Annotated in this window: 14 protein-coding genes and 1 tRNA gene; 3 read left to right on the forward strand and 12 right to left on the reverse strand. The window is 46.1% G+C overall.

Annotated features, from left to right (window positions below; translation table 11 throughout):
• Positions 1 to 249: 249 nt before the first annotated feature.
• From ABD880_RS02950 to ABD880_RS02965, 4 genes are all read right to left on the reverse strand, one after another.
• Entirely contained in the window at positions 250 to 792 is a 543-nt protein-coding gene (locus ABD880_RS02950) for a DUF4136 domain-containing protein (RefSeq protein ID WP_345162177.1), read from the reverse strand.
• Between the two features lie 180 nt (positions 793 to 972).
• Positions 973 to 2124, reverse strand: coding sequence for a tetratricopeptide repeat protein (locus tag ABD880_RS02955; RefSeq protein WP_345162179.1), 1152 nt, complete (start codon positions 2122 to 2124; stop codon positions 973 to 975).
• 69 nt (positions 2125 to 2193) lie between these two features.
• The gene (gyrA, locus tag ABD880_RS02960; RefSeq protein ID WP_345162181.1) at positions 2194 to 4734 is read right to left on the reverse strand and encodes a DNA gyrase subunit A; all 2541 of its coding nucleotides are present in this window, start codon (positions 4732 to 4734) and stop codon (positions 2194 to 2196) included.
• A gap of 70 nt (positions 4735 to 4804) precedes the next feature.
• Positions 4805 to 4954, reverse strand: coding sequence for a hypothetical protein (locus ABD880_RS02965; RefSeq protein ID WP_345162183.1), 150 nt, complete (start codon positions 4952 to 4954; stop codon positions 4805 to 4807).
• Positions 4955 to 5193: 239 nt separating this feature from the next.
• Here ABD880_RS02965 and ABD880_RS02970 point away from each other — a divergent pair, with 239 nt between their 5' ends.
• Positions 5194 to 5940 carry a hypothetical protein gene (locus ABD880_RS02970; protein WP_345162185.1) on the forward strand — a complete coding sequence of 249 codons (747 nt, stop codon included), beginning with the start codon at positions 5194 to 5196 and terminating at the stop codon, positions 5938 to 5940.
• Positions 5941 to 6014: 74 nt separating this feature from the next.
• Here the strand turns inward: ABD880_RS02970 and ABD880_RS02975 are convergent, their stop codons facing one another.
• The 3 genes from ABD880_RS02975 to ABD880_RS02985 are packed head-to-tail and all read right to left on the reverse strand — an operon-like array spanning position 6015 to position 10074.
• Positions 6015 to 7682 (reverse strand): M14 family metallopeptidase, encoded by a 1668-nt coding sequence (locus tag ABD880_RS02975; protein ID WP_345162187.1) that lies wholly within the window; start codon positions 7680 to 7682, stop codon positions 6015 to 6017.
• A 4-nt stretch (positions 7683 to 7686) separates the two neighbouring features.
• On the reverse strand, positions 7687 to 9336 hold the full coding sequence (locus tag ABD880_RS02980; protein ID WP_345162189.1) for a M14 family metallopeptidase: 1650 nt from the start codon (positions 9334 to 9336) through the stop codon (positions 7687 to 7689).
• Positions 9337 to 9393: 57 nt separating this feature from the next.
• The gene (locus tag ABD880_RS02985; RefSeq protein ID WP_345162191.1) at positions 9394 to 10074 is read right to left on the reverse strand and encodes an HD domain-containing protein; all 681 of its coding nucleotides are present in this window, start codon (positions 10072 to 10074) and stop codon (positions 9394 to 9396) included.
• A gap of 238 nt (positions 10075 to 10312) precedes the next feature.
• On the opposite strand from ABD880_RS02985, the gene ABD880_RS02990 reads away from it, so the two are divergent.
• On the forward strand, positions 10313 to 11479 hold the full coding sequence (locus tag ABD880_RS02990) for a BamA/TamA family outer membrane protein (protein ID WP_345162193.1): 1167 nt from the start codon (positions 10313 to 10315) through the stop codon (positions 11477 to 11479).
• A gap of 76 nt (positions 11480 to 11555) precedes the next feature.
• Here the strand turns inward: ABD880_RS02990 and ABD880_RS02995 are convergent, their stop codons facing one another.
• The 5 genes from ABD880_RS02995 to ABD880_RS03015 all read right to left on the reverse strand — a co-directional run bounded on the left by ABD880_RS02995 (position 11556) and on the right by ABD880_RS03015 (position 15757).
• Positions 11556 to 12335, reverse strand: a complete 780-nt coding sequence (locus tag ABD880_RS02995; protein ID WP_345162195.1) for a S1/P1 nuclease — start codon at positions 12333 to 12335, stop codon at positions 11556 to 11558.
• Between the two features lie 85 nt (positions 12336 to 12420).
• Positions 12421 to 12726, reverse strand: coding sequence for a hypothetical protein (locus ABD880_RS03000; RefSeq protein WP_345162197.1), 306 nt, complete (start codon positions 12724 to 12726; stop codon positions 12421 to 12423).
• A 73-nt stretch (positions 12727 to 12799) separates the two neighbouring features.
• Positions 12800 to 12872: transfer RNA gene (locus tag ABD880_RS03005), tRNA-Thr, on the reverse strand.
• A 127-nt stretch (positions 12873 to 12999) separates the two neighbouring features.
• Positions 13000 to 15180 carry a DUF349 domain-containing protein gene (locus ABD880_RS03010; RefSeq protein WP_345162199.1) on the reverse strand — a complete coding sequence of 727 codons (2181 nt, stop codon included), beginning with the start codon at positions 15178 to 15180 and terminating at the stop codon, positions 13000 to 13002.
• Between the two features lie 22 nt (positions 15181 to 15202).
• Entirely contained in the window at positions 15203 to 15757 is a 555-nt protein-coding gene (locus ABD880_RS03015) for a YqgE/AlgH family protein (RefSeq protein WP_345162201.1), read from the reverse strand.
• Between the two features lie 189 nt (positions 15758 to 15946).
• Here ABD880_RS03015 and pdxH point away from each other — a divergent pair, with 189 nt between their 5' ends.
• Positions 15947 to 16600: a pyridoxamine 5'-phosphate oxidase gene (gene pdxH / locus ABD880_RS03020; protein WP_345162203.1), complete on the forward strand. Its 654-nt coding sequence runs from the start codon at positions 15947 to 15949 to the stop codon at positions 16598 to 16600.
• Positions 16601 to 16636: the final 36 nt, after the last annotated feature.

The raw sequence follows: 16636 nt of genomic DNA on the forward strand, positions 1-16636 counted from the left end.
ATGATTCCTGCTTAACATATAATAAGCTATAGTGCTTTCAGTATTAGTTTAAAATGCGATAAGATAATAGTCTTATAATTTATATTATGTTAAGTAGTTTTTAGAAACTTACTCATCTCTTTACTATTCTGAGTTAAAACGCTGTTCACAGATTTAGCAGGTTAACGCTAAAGTATAAAACCGTTTTCGGCCTACTTTCTGGAGAATAGGCCGAAAACGGTTTTCTTAAGGCATGAGAATAATGCCACATCAATGAAGCTTTCTAAACAAGGCTTGGATACTTTGGAGGATGCCTCTTTGAATGTCCTCTGATTTCTTGGGTATGACAGTTTCTGCTTCTGCTTTCCATAGCAGTTTATTTTGAGCTGGGTCTATTATATGCATGGACAAAGTGCCTGCTTTGTATTTTCCAACGGGTACCTCCTTGCTCTTCCATTGATAGCGCCTTTGGCCTGTATACCTGGGTGGATCTGTGATGAAATTGGTTTGTCTGGTTTGGGTTTTGTCTTCTACCACCATCCCAAAGTTCACTAGTAAATCTGGATTAGTTTTATCTTGTCTTAAGCCCACTGCCATCATTTGTCTTAACACTTCGGCTTGCGCTAACTCTATCTGACGGTTGTACTCTGGTGGAGCATTTTGCAAAATGGAATCCTCTATGGAGAAGTCAAACGTTTTATACCTGGCTAATGAAAAGCCTGCCTCGGCTTCTGCATTCAATACCTTCACTGGTGAACAGGCTTCCCCTGCCACTAGAAGTACGGCCAACAAAATGACATATATGCTTTTCATGATCGTATACCTTATGTTAACTAAGACTTAGTATTGCTGTCCTGTATAACAATTATTCAAGCTGTTAGGATTCATTAGGGGCCTAACTATTGTAAGCAATTGGCTTAGGTGCATTTTAAAAAGCAGGAAAAACAAAAAAGGGAGCTTTAGGCTCCCTTTTTTGTTTGGTATGTGCTAGAATTACAAAGTCTCTAACAACGCATCCATGCGCTTGGCATCGGCTGGTCTGTCTAAAGCAGTGTACACTTTCAAGAGCGATTGAACGGTGGTGCGATCCTTTGGATTAGCTTTTAAAGCAGCTTCAAAGTAAGGCAAGGCAATGGCAAATTGCTTCTTGGCGTCATTTTGTAGCGCTTTTCCGTTTTTCTGGAACTCGGCCAAGGTCATTTTGTTGGCTCTGTTGTTTAAGTTAGCGCCTTTGTTGAAGTAATACACGCCCAAGTTGTACTGAGCATCAAAGTTAGCAGGGTCCAACTGAGCGGCTTTTTTATAGGCGGCTAAGGCTTCTTCTGGCTTTTTGGTGCGCTCTAACAAGTTTCCTTTCACGGTCAGCAAGTTAGCGTTGTTAGGGTCGGCGGCAATGGCGGCGTCTAGCTTGGCCATGGACTCCTGCTCCTTCCCTGCTTTCAAAAACAGGTCAAGCTCTTGCAACATGAACGTTCTGTTGTCTGGATATGCTTCTCTTGCCTTGGCAATGATATCCATGGTCTCTTTCTCGTTTTTGTCTACAGTTGACGAGATGTAAAGCAACTGATTGTACACGGCTGGTGAGGCTTGTTTCATGTCTACCAGTTTGTTATACATCTTCTTGGCAGACGCATAGTCTTCATTACCAGCGGCGGCGTAGGCTGCGTACAGATACGCCGTAGTGTCTTGAGGCTTGTAGCTAGCTGCTTCTACATACGCTTTGTAGGCTTCGTCAAACTTCTTGTTGTTGTAGTTGTCAACGCCCGCGTTCAAGGCATAAGCATACATGTTGCCCATCAAAATCTCCTTGCGCTTGTTGGCTTCTGCGGTGAACTCCTTCTTTTTGGTCTCTAAGGCAGGAACCTTCTCAAAAGCCTCATATGCTTCCTTGCTTGTCTGGGCTGGGTCAACAGTCTTGCCATAGATGGGGTGACCGGCCATGTCCATGTAAATTACACCTTTGTAATACCAGGCTTTGGCATTGTCCTTGGTTTTTTCATGCACCACGGCCTTGTCAATTTCAACTTTGGCTTTGTCAAGGGTACCTTTCTGGTGCAACATTACGGCAGAAGTAACTGCGGAAGTCTGCGCATTCGCAACTTGGAGGGAAACAACCGCCGCAGCTGTTAAAAGAAATTTTTTCATCTCTCTTGTTTTTTGGTTAATGTTTGTGCTTGTCTATTCTACTATTACAATTTATCATTCCCAGAGGGCCTAGTTTTCACTAAGCATCTCTGGGTCTGTCAAATCCTCTGGGTTAAGGGCTTCATCAATTGGTAATTCAGACTCGTTCAGGATTGCTTCTTCCTTGTCTTCAATCTCAATTTTAGCTACAGATGAAATCTCATCTCCTTCGTTAATCTTCAAGAGTCTTACGCCTTGTGACACACGACCAATCACTCTCAAATCTGCCACGCGCAATCTAATGGTGATGCCAGACTTGTTGATGATCATCAAATCATCTGTGTCAACCACTCCTTTGATAGAAACCAGATGACCAGTTTTCTCCGTTACGTTCAAGGTTTTAACACCTTTACCGCCACGGTTGGTGATTCTGTATTCTTCCAGTAAAGAGCGCTTGCCATAGCCTTTTTCAGAAACCACTAATAAGTTAGTGTCCAGGTTGTGTACACAAACCATACCAACTACTTTATCCTCGCTGTTGGCTAGGGAAATACCCCTCACCCCTGCCGCCGTACGGCCCATCACGCGCACTTTGTCCTCAGGGAATCTTACGGCTCTACCAGAACGCAGGGCGATGATAATGTCATTGGCGCCGTTGGTCAGCTGCACATCTAGCAGTCTATCACCTTCATTAATGGTGATCGCGTTGATACCGGTGGCTCTTGGTCTTGAATAGGCCTCAAGAGGCGTTTTCTTGATAGTGCCTTGCTCGGTGCAGAATACCAGGTAGTTATTTAAAACGTAATCTGGGTTCTTAAGACCGGCAATATTGATAACGGCTCTAACCTTGTCGTCTTTCTCAATGCTGATCAGGTTCTGGATGGCGCGGCCTTTGGTGGTCTTTCCTCCTTCTGGTACCTCGTATACCTTCACCCAGAACACGCGTCCAGACTCAGTGAAGATAAGCAGGTAGTTGTGCGTGCTGGCAATAAACAAGTGTTCTGTAAAGTCATCTTGCTTGCTGGTAGCCGCGCCTCTTGATCCTACCCCGCCTCTACTCTGGCTCCGGTATTCGGTTAAAGCAGTACGCTTGATATAGCCTTCATGCGAAATGGTAATTACCATGTTCTCATCTGGAATCATATCCTCCAAAGAGATGTCACTAGACACCATTTCAATGGCCGTGCGACGCTCATCTCCGTAACGCTCTCTAATCTCATTGAGCTCGTCTTTGATGATTTGCATGCGTAGGCCTTCATCGGCTAGAACTGAAGTCAAGTAATCAATCAGGGCTTTGATCTCCTCATATTCCTTCATGATCTTGTCACGCTCCAGACCAGTCAAACGCTGTAGACGCATGTCCAGAATGGCGCGGGCCTGAATGTCTGACAAGGCAAAACGCTCTATCAAACCGGCACGGGCAATTTCTGGGTCTCTGGAGCTTCTGATCAGGTTGATTACCTCATCCAGGTTATCCAAGGCTATGAGTAAACCTTCTAAGATGTGCGCACGCTTGCGGGCTTCCTCCAGTTCATATTCGGTTCTTCTGATCACTACCTCATGACGATGCTCTACAAAGTGAACAATCAGGTCCTTAAGGTTAAGCGTAATGGGTCTTCCGCCTACCAAGGCCACATTATTCACCCCAAAAGAGGATTGCAATTGCGTGTACTTGAAGAGGTTGTTTAAGACCACATTTGGAATAGCGTCTCTCTTAAGGTCATACACAATGCGCAGACCGTCACGGTCAGACTCATCGCGCAGATCAGAGATGCCTTCAATTTTTTTGTCATTGATGAGCGCGGCCGTCTTCTCAATCATGGACGCCTTGTTGACCATGTACGGAATCTCCGTCACCACAATCTGCTCCTTGCCCGTCTTAGTGGTTTCAAAATTTGCTTTGGCGCGTACTATGACACGACCACGACCGGTCTCAAACGCGTTTTTAACGCCGTCATACCCGTAGATGATGCCACCCGTCGGGAAGTCTGGGGCCGTCACGTATTTCATCAGGTCCGCGATGGTAATGTCACGGTCGTCAATGTAGGCCATGATGCCGTTAATCACCTCGGTGAGGTTATGCGGAGCCATGTTGGTAGCCATCCCCACGGCAATACCAGACGTCCCGTTTACCAAGAGGTTGGGGAATTTGGCTGGCATCACGCTCGGCTCCTTCAGGGAGTCGTCAAAGTTGGGAACAAAATTAACGGTGTTTTTCTCCAGGTCGGCGAGTAGCTCATCGGCAATCCTTTTCAGGCGGGCCTCCGTGTAACGCATGGCGGCAGGTGAGTCACCATCAATAGACCCGAAGTTGCCTTGACCGTCTACCAATGGATAGCGCAAAGACCAAGGCTGGGCCATGCGCACCATGGTGTCATACACAGACGTGTCACCATGCGGGTGGTACTTACCCAATACCTCACCAACAATCCTCGCTGATTTCTTATATGCTTTGTTATAGGAGACCCCTAGTTCAGACATTCCATAGAGCACCCGGCGGTGTACAGGCTTAAGGCCGTCTCTTACATCTGGAAGTGCCCTGGAAATGATAACGGACATTGAATAGTCAATATACGCACCGCGCATCTCGTCTTCAATGTTAATAGGGATAATCCGCTCGTTTTCTGCCATTTTACTTCAATAGAGCTTAAAAAATGCTGTTTTTATAAGCTTGCAATTTACTAAAAAAGATAGTGAAAAGCTAATCTTTGCGTTTCTTCTTAGACTTCTTTTTGGTCATCTCTTTCTGCACTTCCTTGGAGGGTTTGTCCAGTTTTTCTCCTATTCTTGGGTTCTGTTTTTTGTACCAGGGCATCCCCCTGAATTCCTGCTCTCCGTGCCGGTGAACCATACGCGTTTGGCAAGAGTTAATAGGGCAAGCCGCCTTGCAGGAAGTAAAAAGGGAAGCCGCTAAAAGCGCCATGAAAAACAAGGCTCTTGACATAAGATTTGATGAAATATTAATGGAGGTGTACATGGTGCTGCCGTTAGAAACAATATATTTACTCATACGCTCGCCAAAGGTAAGCGACAAGTTATCAATTCAATCTCTATCCTAGTTCTTATATCAACATTTAAACGTCTTTACCCATGTTTTATTCTTTCAAAAAACATTTCTTTAGCTTGGCATTCTTTGCCTTTATGGGCCATTTTTGTTTTGCGCAAAACACTGTTATTGGATTAGCTGCCCAAAATAATGTTAAAGCTGCTGCCAGCGGAAGCCTGTTTCAAACTTTTGATAACCGGTATGAAGGTGTGCGAGGCACTCCCTTTTTTATGGACGCTTGGTTGCCCGGAAGTATATTAATTAAGAAAAACAATTCTGGTGCAACAGAAGAATTTAAAAACCTAAAGTTAAAGTATGATGTACACGGCAATCAATTAGCAGCCGTTGTCTCTGAGACCAAAGACACTATTTTAATAAACGCTAATATCATTTCTTCTTTTAAGGTTGAAATACCTCCTTATACCAATCCGGTGGAATTTAGAACCTTTACTGCTGCCCGCTCTTTAGACGCTCAATTGGTAGATGTTTTCTTTGCTGTGTTACATGATGGACACAACAAACTATTGAAGAGTGTTACAAAGCGATTTGTAAAAGCTAATTTTAAAGGAGGATACAGTGCAGGAAATTCCTATGATGAATTGGTGGAAGAGGCTCAGTACTATTTACTAAATGACGACCGCATGGTTAAAACGAAGCTTACCCGCAAGGCATTGGTTGAGGCTTTGCCGGCGCAACAAGAAAAAATCAAAGCGTATATCACTTCTCAAAAATTGGCAATGAACTCAGAGGCAGACTTTATAAGTGTTTTGGCTCATTTGGATGCCTTATAAGATATGTATAGTACCAAAACAGAAAGGGGGCCATGGCCCCCTTTCTGTTTTTAGCATGTTTTCACAAAAAGAAGCTAAAAACGAATTTGCTGTACGCCTCCTTTTCTGCTATCAACTTCCAGAAGCATGGTGGGGCTGGTGGGTTTCACAATCCACTTTATCTCAATAGAAGAATTTATGGGGATGTTGGGTACTTCAATCCTATGGGGCGTTAGGTTAGCGCTTCCGGCCTTTGCTTGGTCATTTCCCTGCCAAGAACTTGCTAACACAACGGCGTCTTTTAAGGTAACATAGTCTGCTCTTTCTATTTTATGCAGGATGTCCTCTGGAGTATGCGTGGCCATTAGCCCTGAATTGTGGACGGTGGCAGTCACTTCTATTAAACCGTCTTTTAAAATGTTGCAGCTAATGTTCTGGATGGTCAACTGAGGTAATTGCAAGGCATTGAAGATGGTAGTTTGCGCAAATCTGTCCAGGTCTCTTTCTAAAGCCGTACCTTCTAAAACCTGTTTAAGGGATACCTGCAAACCACCTATTTCTAAAGGGCCCAACGTAGGATGCTCAAAGGGCGTCCAAGCATGATAAACCACAATCTTAGGGCTCAGTTTATTGCTTGCTTCACCAGGCAATGAATCACTTAGCGCTTGCTTCTCACTAGAGAATATTTGCACCGGAAAAGTTTGCAAACCTTTGGCATGCTTAAGCCAATTCAGCTTTTTGGATTGGAGAATAAAATCAACCCACTTTCCATCCTCTGTTTTATCTGAATCTGCCGCGAGTAGGCTATTTGCTGCTGGCCCTGCATGTAGATGTAGTAGGTCCTCCTCTAACTGGGTGTACTGCAGTTGCACAGCCGCTATGTTAGGTCGCTTATTGATGAACTCTTTTATGGCCCTGTTTTCTGGAATGGAAAACGGGTACGCGCTTGATGCGCTGGTAGCACCATACAATGGTTGCCATTGCCAGGACCAATCCAAATCAGTTGATTGGTAGCCAACTGGATCTTCATTCACCAACCCGTCTCTATCATTGTCAAACCCCTCATACCCTAACCATTCATATCTTGTAGCGTTTGTTTTAGGAGCTACCACCAATTTCAAGGGATTTAAAGAGTCTTGCGCAAAGCTGCCAGTCCTGGATGTACGGCGCATAAGGGTGATGACTCCGTCATTGGTTAAATCATCTGGGCCGTCTTCATCCATTTTACCATCGTGGTCATCATCCAAGGATGGTGTATAAGACTTAAAAGATGAAGGCCTTAGCGCGCTTTGCGCATCTGGAAAGCTGCTAGGAATTATGTAGATGATCTTTTGCTCTAAAAGCTTGCTAATCTTAACGTCAGTAGCATGATTTTTTAAAAGGTACCAAGCCAAATACAAGGCATGGTCTGCGCCTAGTTCAGGATCATGCAAAGTACTGCCCTCTACCAGAAAACCAGGCTTTAGGTGAACGTTATCTGTGTTAAAATTGGAGATGGTAAGTACCCATATACGCTTTCCTCTGGCAGACTCACCTATTGATTCCATTTCTACCAGACCAGGATATGCTCTTACTAGTTTTCGGCATTGTTCTGTGATGGCCTCATAGTCCTGCGTCTTGTCCCAGGCAAAGACTGCGTTTTCATTTACAGCTGTGCCCTCAACAGAAGCAGCAATCTGGACGGAATTAGTTTGTCCCAAACCCGACAGCGGGATGATGGCAGTGACAAAGGCAGAAACCAATAAGAGGCGTAATTTTTTCAAAGTCCTATTGTTTTAGCGCTATCTGTTTTGTCTGAGAGCCGGCCGTTGGGCTATTGACCTCCACCACTACGTACCCTGCTCCTTTTACCACCCACGTGACACTAATCTTTTCACCGCCCTTCAAAGACGTATAGCTAGTCACAGATTTACCCTGTACTATTGTTTGCCCTTCCTCTAGCTTCAAGGAAATCTTGATTTTCTGGACCCATTGTAGGTAATCGCCTACGGCGGCGTGGCTGGGTAGCTTGCCCGTGTTTTTTATGTCTGCGGTAATGCGGGTGTTATTGTCTTGGGTGCGCTCAGCTTTAAAATTGACTATTTGGAGCTTGGGCATCTGGTTTCCGTATTTGGCAAAGAATTGCAGGTGGCTTTTTGCCACCGCAGACAACAAATAAACCGGTGGGGTATTTTGGGCGTACGGAGCAAAGCCTCCTACCTCTACCTGCTTTCCCGGAAAGTCTGGATGGCTCACCGGTTGCCAATCAAGAAAAACACCTGGCATGTCGTTTAGCTTGGCCCACTCAAGAAAGCTTAGGTCTTGTAACTCCTGCTTGGAGCTGGAATCTGGGGCCTCAATACTTAGTTGGGGTATCCACCATCCTGGCGTGGAGTAACTGAACCTACCGTAATGAAGGTGCGCCCACTGCACCACGTCTCCTGGGCTTGGGTCTACTTTTTGAGCGCCAATGGTAGGAATAGATGCCTTGTATATATTTGCCACGGTGGCAGTGACGCTGTCATCCTTTACAGCGGCCTTTAATACGGCGCTGTTAGAGCTGATTTTCTCGTCAGAAGTTGGCCCATGAAGCAGAGTAGTAGCCGGACCAAACACAAAGACGGAATGTATATTGGGGGCCGTGACCATGAAGTCTGCGAACGCTTTGGTTTCTCGTTCAGACATGGGATGCTCACCTGTTTCGCGTTTAAAATCCTCAAAGGCGTAAGAGAAGTTCTTGTTGAAATTTACCCCGCCTTCCGCATCTTCATTGAACAAGCCGTCTTTGTCGTTGTCAATACCCTCTGTGTACACCTGGTGAGTCCCCTTCTCGCCTGCTGCCTTGTTGGCCCAGGTCATTACCCTAGCATCATGTTTTGATACCCGGTGTGTGCCTGATGAGTCTTGTACCCTGATCAAGGTGATCAATCCATCTCCGTTCAAGTCATCAAAAGGATCTTCAAAAATCCGACCGTCACGGTCGTCGTCCCGTGGTTGGGCATTGCCCGTTCTTTCCCAGCGCAATTTTTCATGATATTGCTCTGAGGCATCAGGATTGACGTTAGGCAGAATGTAAAAGGTCTTCTCAGAGAGGAGTTGGGCAGTAGAGTCATGGATGGTGGCAGAAAATAACATCTGCTCTGCCAGTTGCATGGCAAGCTCTGTAGTGGCCAGCTGCGTTGCGTGCACACCTGCCACTATGGCCACGGCAGGTTTGCCTGGGGCATTTTCTCTACCCAGGGTAATCAGCCAGATTTCTTTGTCTGTGGCGGTTTTGCCAATAGAAGTAACCGTGCAGAGCCTGCCATACTGCAAACTCATTTTCTTGAGACGGGCTGTTAATTGTTCATAGCTGTTATAATCCCTTTGTGCCAGGCTTATAGCAGGTAGCAGACTTATAAAGAGAAACAGGCAAAAAGCCTTAATTCTTGAACTCATGTAATAAAACTAGGCCAGAAATAAGCGTGGTACCGCCTCTGGCATGAAAGCAGTGCCTTATACGGATAAGAACGAAGAAGGTGGTGTTTCTTCACTGTGCCACTCGGCTAAAAATTGCTGGACAAAGGCCTGCATGTGGGCGTGCCTTTTCTCCGCCATCTTCTTACCGGCTTGGGTGTGCATCCTGTCTTTTAATAAAAACAGCTTCTCATAAAAATGGTTAAGGGTGGGCGCCTGGTTTTTCTTATAAGCCTCAAACGAGTCATGTAACGCTGGCAAGATGCCAGGATTGTACATCTCGCGGCCTTTGTGGCCCCCATAAGCAAAGGCCCGCCCTATGCCAATGGCCCCAATGGCGTCTAGCCGGTCAGCATCTTGAACCACCTTTCCTTCCAGGCTGCTGGGTGTGTTCTCCACGCCGGCGCCTTTGAAAGTGACTTCTTTCACAATGGCTGCTACTTCGGAGATTATTTCTTCTGGAGTGTTTAAAGAGCGCAACCAGGCCATGGCCGCCTGCGGTCCTGCCTCCTCATTGCCGTCATGGAACTTCCAGTCAGCTATGTCATGCAGCAAGGCACCCAGTTGTACAACGGTTAAGTTGGCGCCTTCTTGTTCGCCAATGGCCAAGGCGGTTTTCCATACCCTTCTAATATGCCACCAGTCATGACCAGACCCTTCGCCGGCAAAAAGCTTTTCTACATGCAGGGCCGTCGCCTCAATGAGTGCCTTGTCTTCCATCCCGGAAAATTAGCCATAAAATGCCAAATCTTCTCCCATCAAATAGGGCAAGGCGCTTATCAATGCGTTTTTAGCCTGTTTTCTGGAAATTAGGTCAAAAACGATTTGGATGCCAAGTAAACAGAATGCTCTAGAAATCTCAGTGCGAATCATGCCCCATTATTAAAGGCCAAATATTTTAACTTACGTATATAGAGCATTACTCATGAAAATCTAAAGGCTTACTACCACTACCTCCTTGAAAAAGACCTTACTCCTATTCCTGATCTTATGCATAGGCAAACAGGCGATGGCGCAAGAAACGCCCCCGCCCCTGCCCCCAGATTCTTTGCAAGTCGTTCATAAGGACACAGTCACCATCCTTAAGAAGGACACCGTGCAGACTTTGCAAGATGATACCCTCAAAGCCACTAAAAACAAATGGGATATCTTCCCTTTTGTTTACTACACCCCAGAAACCCAGTTCGCGTTTGGCCTGAAAGCCATCTATGTGCAAAAGTTTGCCGGAAGCACTGCCAAGGACCGCCCTACTTCATACCCGTTAACCCTCACGTATACCACGCAAAAGCAAATCATAGTAAACGCCAACGCAGACATTTGGAAGCAGCATAACGCTGTCCACATGCAGGGATGGTTGGGTTATTCCATTTACCCGTACTTTTTTTACGGTATAGGCAATGACACCCAAGAGGAGGCGGAAGAAGAATTTACCAGCAGAATTTTTGACGCCTATGCCCAATATGAAAAGAAGGTGTTTGGCAATGTGTATGTGGGCGGCAGGTATGAGTTCCGGAATGAGACTATTCCTACGGTCACTGAAGAAGGCGAATTGATAAAAGGCGAAATAGCGGGGAGTAAAGGCACCAGAGCCTCTGGCTTAGGGCCGGTCATGAGCTATGACACCAGAGACCACCTCTATTATCCTAGAAAAGGGGCTTTTCATCAAGTGTCTTACCTTTTATTCAACAAAGCCCTGGGCAGCGAATCTAACTTTAGCCGGTATAGATTGGACCTACGGAAATACATTGGAATTAAACGAAGCGTGCTTGCCGGTCAGGCATTCTACAACTTTACTACAGGCGACACTCCGTTTCAATACCTATCCTACCTGGGCGGTGGAAACGTATTGAGGGGTTTCTTAGAAGCCCGGTACCGGGACCGGCATGCCATGGTGTACCAGGTAGAATACCGCATGCCTTTGTTTAAGCGAATGGGTTTAGTGGGATTTGCCGCCACTGGCCAAGTAGTACACTCCTTAAAAGACTACTCCTTTAACGACCAGCACCTGGCAGCGGGGAGCGGACTACGCTATAGATTAAACCCAGAAGGCATGAATGTGCGCATGGACGTGGCCGTTTCTAAAGCTGGCAATTATGTTTATTTTTCTGTAAACGAGGCATTTTAAGCCTGTTTTTACAAAAAGAAGGGGAAAACAGAATGTTCTGTTTTCCCCTTCTTTTTGAGCGTGGATTGCTTAAACCTTAGCCGTAGATTTCGTTTAAAACACTGGCCAAACGCAGACCGGCTTGTAATAAGCACTTCTCAATGGTACTAAAGTTCTGATAAGCATATTTGTAGCCCAGTTTAAGGTCTGGCGGCAGATTGTACACCTGCGGGCGGTACACCATCATGCCATATGCCCAGTCTTTAATGGAGCCGGCCTGCCAAGATTTCATCTCGTCTTTGCTTGCGTCTCCTAAAAAATAGGCAAGTTCTGTGTAGCTTAGGTCTTTGCCGTCAATGATGTCGCTGTCCCATACGCGGTGCAGGTTAGAATTCTGCCCGAACCACTGCAAACGTACCGCGTTGCCGCCGTTGTCGTCTTTCCCGCCCACGTGCAGGGGCTGGTGTAGGTCTCCCAGCAAATGAACCAAGTATTTCAGGTATTCCTGTTCTTTTTCCTTGGATAGGTTTTTGGCTTTAAGTGCCGCAATCACATCCTCAAGTTTCATGATCAAGTCCCCTTTCGGGTTTTTGGTGGTTTGCTCATAGGTGGTGTTGTCTGGAATGGTAACCCAATGCCAGTCATGCGTATGGTTATAGGCCGTGTCTGATTTGATGTCATCCATCCAGGTAGAGACTTCGGCTAAGGAGTTGCCTTGCAGGGCCTGCATCACCTTTTTTCTAACCTTCTTCTTTAAGTGTTGCTCTGCAACCAAGCCTACCACACGGTGGCCGGTCTGTCCCCAGGCAAAGGCCTGGCCAATCATCAATGGAAGAAGAAAGGCAAGACAGATAAGTTTTTTATAAGTCAATTTCATGGAGATAAATGAGTGTGACGGATTAAAAGGCAAATATACAGAACTTATGAATGAGACCGGGCAAAGTAACGAAAAGCGCGTGTGGCTAATCCTCTTCTACCCAGCCTGTATAAGCGTTGGTAACCGTGTCATGAAACACTTTTAAGATTTTGTCTGTGGGCTGTTCTTCTTGCAAAATGGTGAATTCATAATACAATTGCCCGTCCTCCTGCTCATCATCATCAGAGGTGTTGCTTTTCTCTTCCAGCATGATGAGGTTGTCGCCGGTGAGCATGAGCGGGGCATGCACAAACACCTCAGGCGGTGACAAGTAGTGCGTGGTGTTGTACAGGATATAATCCGTGGCTTTTAACAGCTCAATGTTCCCTTTTACTACAATCTTATTTTTCATGGGTGCGGGATGAAGTGAAAAGCGATTAAAACAAAAAAGCACTTATACCTAGAAGATATAAGTGCTTTTATTGAGCCTCCTGCCGGGATCGAACCAGCGACCTACTGATTACAAGTCAGTTGCTCTACCAGCTGAGCTAAGGAGGCAATCCGTTATCAGCGCTGGTGTGTTGCTGATAACGATACAAAAGTAGTGGTCTAAACTATATTTGCAAAACCCCCTCCTACTTTTTTTTAGGGTTTTTACCAACCCCTTGAAAATCAAGAGAAAAATTTACGACCGTAACACCTTTAATTGGCCTTTCAAGTGCTGGATGCGGTTTTGGGCATCGTCAATCTTGGCCTGGTATTCTTCTCTTAGCTTCTCTGCGTTCTTAGAACGGGCAAAAAACTCAATGTTGGTTCTAAGGGTTGAGATGTCATTCTCTAAAGAGGTGATATCCCGGCGCAGGTGTTGTTCTTTCTGGTACAGCTTCTGGTCTCCGTCTGGGCTAGACTTTAACTGGGTTAACTGTAACTGGAACAACTGCTGCTCCCGTTCCTGGGCGCTCAATTCAGGTACTCGTTGCAGGTACTGGGCCAATAATTGGTTAAAGCGCTCTTCTACTTTACCATTGCGCTTGCCTTCTGTACCCAGGCTTTGCCACTCTTGGTTGATGCTGTTAAATTCTTCCATTGAACCTACCAAGGCCGGGTCTTCAATCTTGGTGGCCAGTTTTTCTATATACTCTAGCTTGGCCGCCGACATCTGGTTAAGTTGAGCCTCTTTGTGCTGGGACTCTAGGTGCAGACGGTCAAAAAACGCATTACAAGCTGACCGGAAGCGGTTCCAGATCTTGTCTGAGTATTTATCTGGCACACGGCCAATAGTCTTCCACTTTTTCTGCAACTGGATGAGCTTCTCCTTGGTTGAATCCCATTCCTCGCTGTTTTGCAAAGATTCGGCTTCTTCGCATAGGGCTACCTTTTGACGGTAGTTCTGCATCTTCTCCTCATCCAAAGCTTTAAAGAAGGTGTTCTTATGATGGAAGAAAGCTTTGTAACTGCTCCAGAAGGCTTTGTTTACTTCCTCGGCGTTTTCTTTCGGCACTAAACCAGCGGCATCCCAGCGTTCTTTCAACTGTTGGATCTGGTCGGTTTTGTCGCGCCAGTCATTGATGCGGTCAGACTTAAAGTTCTGGTACTGCTCAATCTCAGCAAGTAAGGCTCTTTTTTTCTCCAGGTTCTGCACCTCCACTTCGCGTCTGGACTCTAAGAAAGATTTCTTACGCTCATGCACTTTCTCTGAGGCTTGGATGAAACGGTTCCAGATTTGGTCGCGCACCTCATTAGGCACTGGTCCAATATGTTTCCATTCATCATGCAGGTTTCTCAATTCCTGCAAGGCCTTGTTGATGTTTTCTTCTCCGGCAAGGCTTTCGGCGCGCTCGCATAAGTGCGTTTTGGCGTCCAGGTTGCGCTTGCGGTCCAGCTCTTTCAGTTCAAAGAAGATGCTGCGGTTGTTGTAGTACATGTCCAGGAGGGCATGGTAGGAGTTCCAGAGTTGCTGGGCGTCTGCGTTGGGCACCTGGCCTATAGACTTCCACTCGTTCTGTAATTCTTTGATGGCCGTGCCACTGGTGTTGGTTTCTGAAGACTCCAGCAAAACGCGTAAGCGCTCCAGCAGGTCTTTCTTCTTTTGCAGGTTGACTACTTTCTGCTCTTCCTCATGGCGCTGCTCTCTTGCTCTGGCCTCACGGTAGCGCTGGATGGCCTGCTCTACTTCCTGGTGTTCTTTGGGCGCGTGATACTCAAAGTCATCTGCCGCTCCGCCTTCGCCTATAAACCGCTTGAGGGCATCTTGCCGCTCTTCATGAAAGCGCTGCTCATACTGGCGGTACACCTCAATCAACTGTCTTGATGATTTTTTAGGCTGCACCTCATTGGCCAGAGAGATGATCTTCTTTCTGATTTCTTCAATGGGCGCATGACTTAAGTCTTCATGCGCATGCAAATCTTCTTCCTCTAGGTGATGGTGAATGTCTTGCAGGTTATGGGCAGAAGGTTCTGAGGATGTTGCCTGTGCAGATACAGGGTCAGAGGTTGGAGCCTGGCCAGTGAAAGCCTCTGGAGTGGAAGTGGGCGTTTCTTCTTGAGGTGCAGAGGCTTCGGGTTGGAAGGGTTCTGGTGTAACCGGTTCTTCTGACGTCAGTACAGAGGATTGGCTCATTTCTGGCTCCACTTTAGGGGCTTCTGTCTCTGTGGCAGCCTCTGGCGTTGCCGCGGCAGACTGTTCCTCTTCTACAGGCGGCTCTTCTACCATGGTATGGCTGTCGGTGGCGTTAGAGGCCTGGGCCCGAGCATTAATGTCAGCTAGTCTCTCCTCAACAAGGCGCCGTTGCTCACTTGCCCGCTGCTCTGCAGTAGGTTCGGCAGAATTCTTTTGATGTTGGTTTTCCTGTTCTTGGTTCATCATACACGCGAGGCAAATGCCGTTTTTAGTTTAAATTAGGATCTGCAGGGTAGTTGGCATACATCTTATACTTTCCCCCCATTTGTTTTAAAATGTCTCTCCAAAGAGAATCTATATTCAAATTAAGCAATTTATTAACTGCCTTATTGGTTATAAACCAAACATTTTTGTCAATCTCTTCTTGTAACTGGTGGGGGCTCCAGCCTGAATAACCTACAAAGAATCTAATTTGTTCTTGGGATATTAATCCTAAATTAATTCTTCTTGTTAACTCTTCAAAGTTTCCGCCCCAAAATAATTCGGGTGAAATCTGTTTTGCCTCGGGTAAGTCCTGAATTTTATGGATATAATGTAATGTGTTAGGCTGCATAGGGCCGCCCACCGCTAAAGTAATGTCAAAAATTTCTCCGTTTATTTCTATTACGTCAGAGAGGTTTATATTGGATAGTTTGTTTAGTACCAAACCAACGGTGCCTTCTTTGTCATGCTGGCATACCAATACTACGCTCCTTTCAAAATTTGGATCTCCTAAAAAGGGCTCTGATACTAATATGCTGCCGTTTTGAATCTCTTTTGCCATAGTTTGCTAGCAAGGATTATCTGGGGTGTCTTTTTACTATACGTAAATGGCCGCTACTAGATAGATAAAATGCAGAATTCTATGAATCTAACAAGAAAGTGCTAGTATTTAAGAGTAGTCAGTCTACCCTCTTCAGGTACTTAAACCAAAAATTAATTCTCTACTTTTGGGCTGTAAATTTCTGAGCCCATGGAAAAGCCACTTTCATTAGCAGACATACGCAGTAACTACGCCAAACAGATTTTGAATGTGGAGGCCGTAGATGCAAATCCTTTACGCCAGTTTGACGCCTGGATGCAGGAAGCCCTGCAGGCCAAGGTAGAAGAGCCTACCGCTATGACCTTAAGCACGGCCTCTCTGCAAGGCAGACCCTCTGCCCGCATTGTGCTATTAAAGGCCATAGAGGACGGTGGCTTTGTTTTTTACACCAATTATGAAAGCCGTAAAGGGCAGCAGCTTGCAGAGAATCCCTTTGCCAGCCTTACCTTCTTCTGGCCTGCCTTGGAGCGCCAGGTGCGCGTAGAAGGAAAGGTAGTCAAAGTTGAGCCGACCACCTCAGATGCTTATTTTAATAGTAGGCCCAGGGGTAGCCAATTGGGCGCTTGGTCTTCTCCGCAAAGCCAAACCATTGAAAGCCGCAAAGTGCTGGAGGATTTGGAGCTTAAATACAGCCAGGAGTTTTCCCAGCAGGAAACCATTCCCAGACCCGCCCACTGGGGAGGATACAAACTTGTACCAGACAGGATTGAATTCTGGCAAGGCCGTCCCAATCGCCTGCACGACCGCTTACTCTATCATGCAGACGCAGCAGGTCAATGGACCATAGAACGCCTGGCGCCTTGATAAGGCGTTTTTTGCCTCTTTTCCATAAAATAGCTT

The sequence above is a fragment of the Nibribacter koreensis genome (assembly GCF_039541795.1).
GTDB lineage: Bacteria > Bacteroidota > Bacteroidia > Cytophagales > Hymenobacteraceae > Nibribacter > Nibribacter koreensis.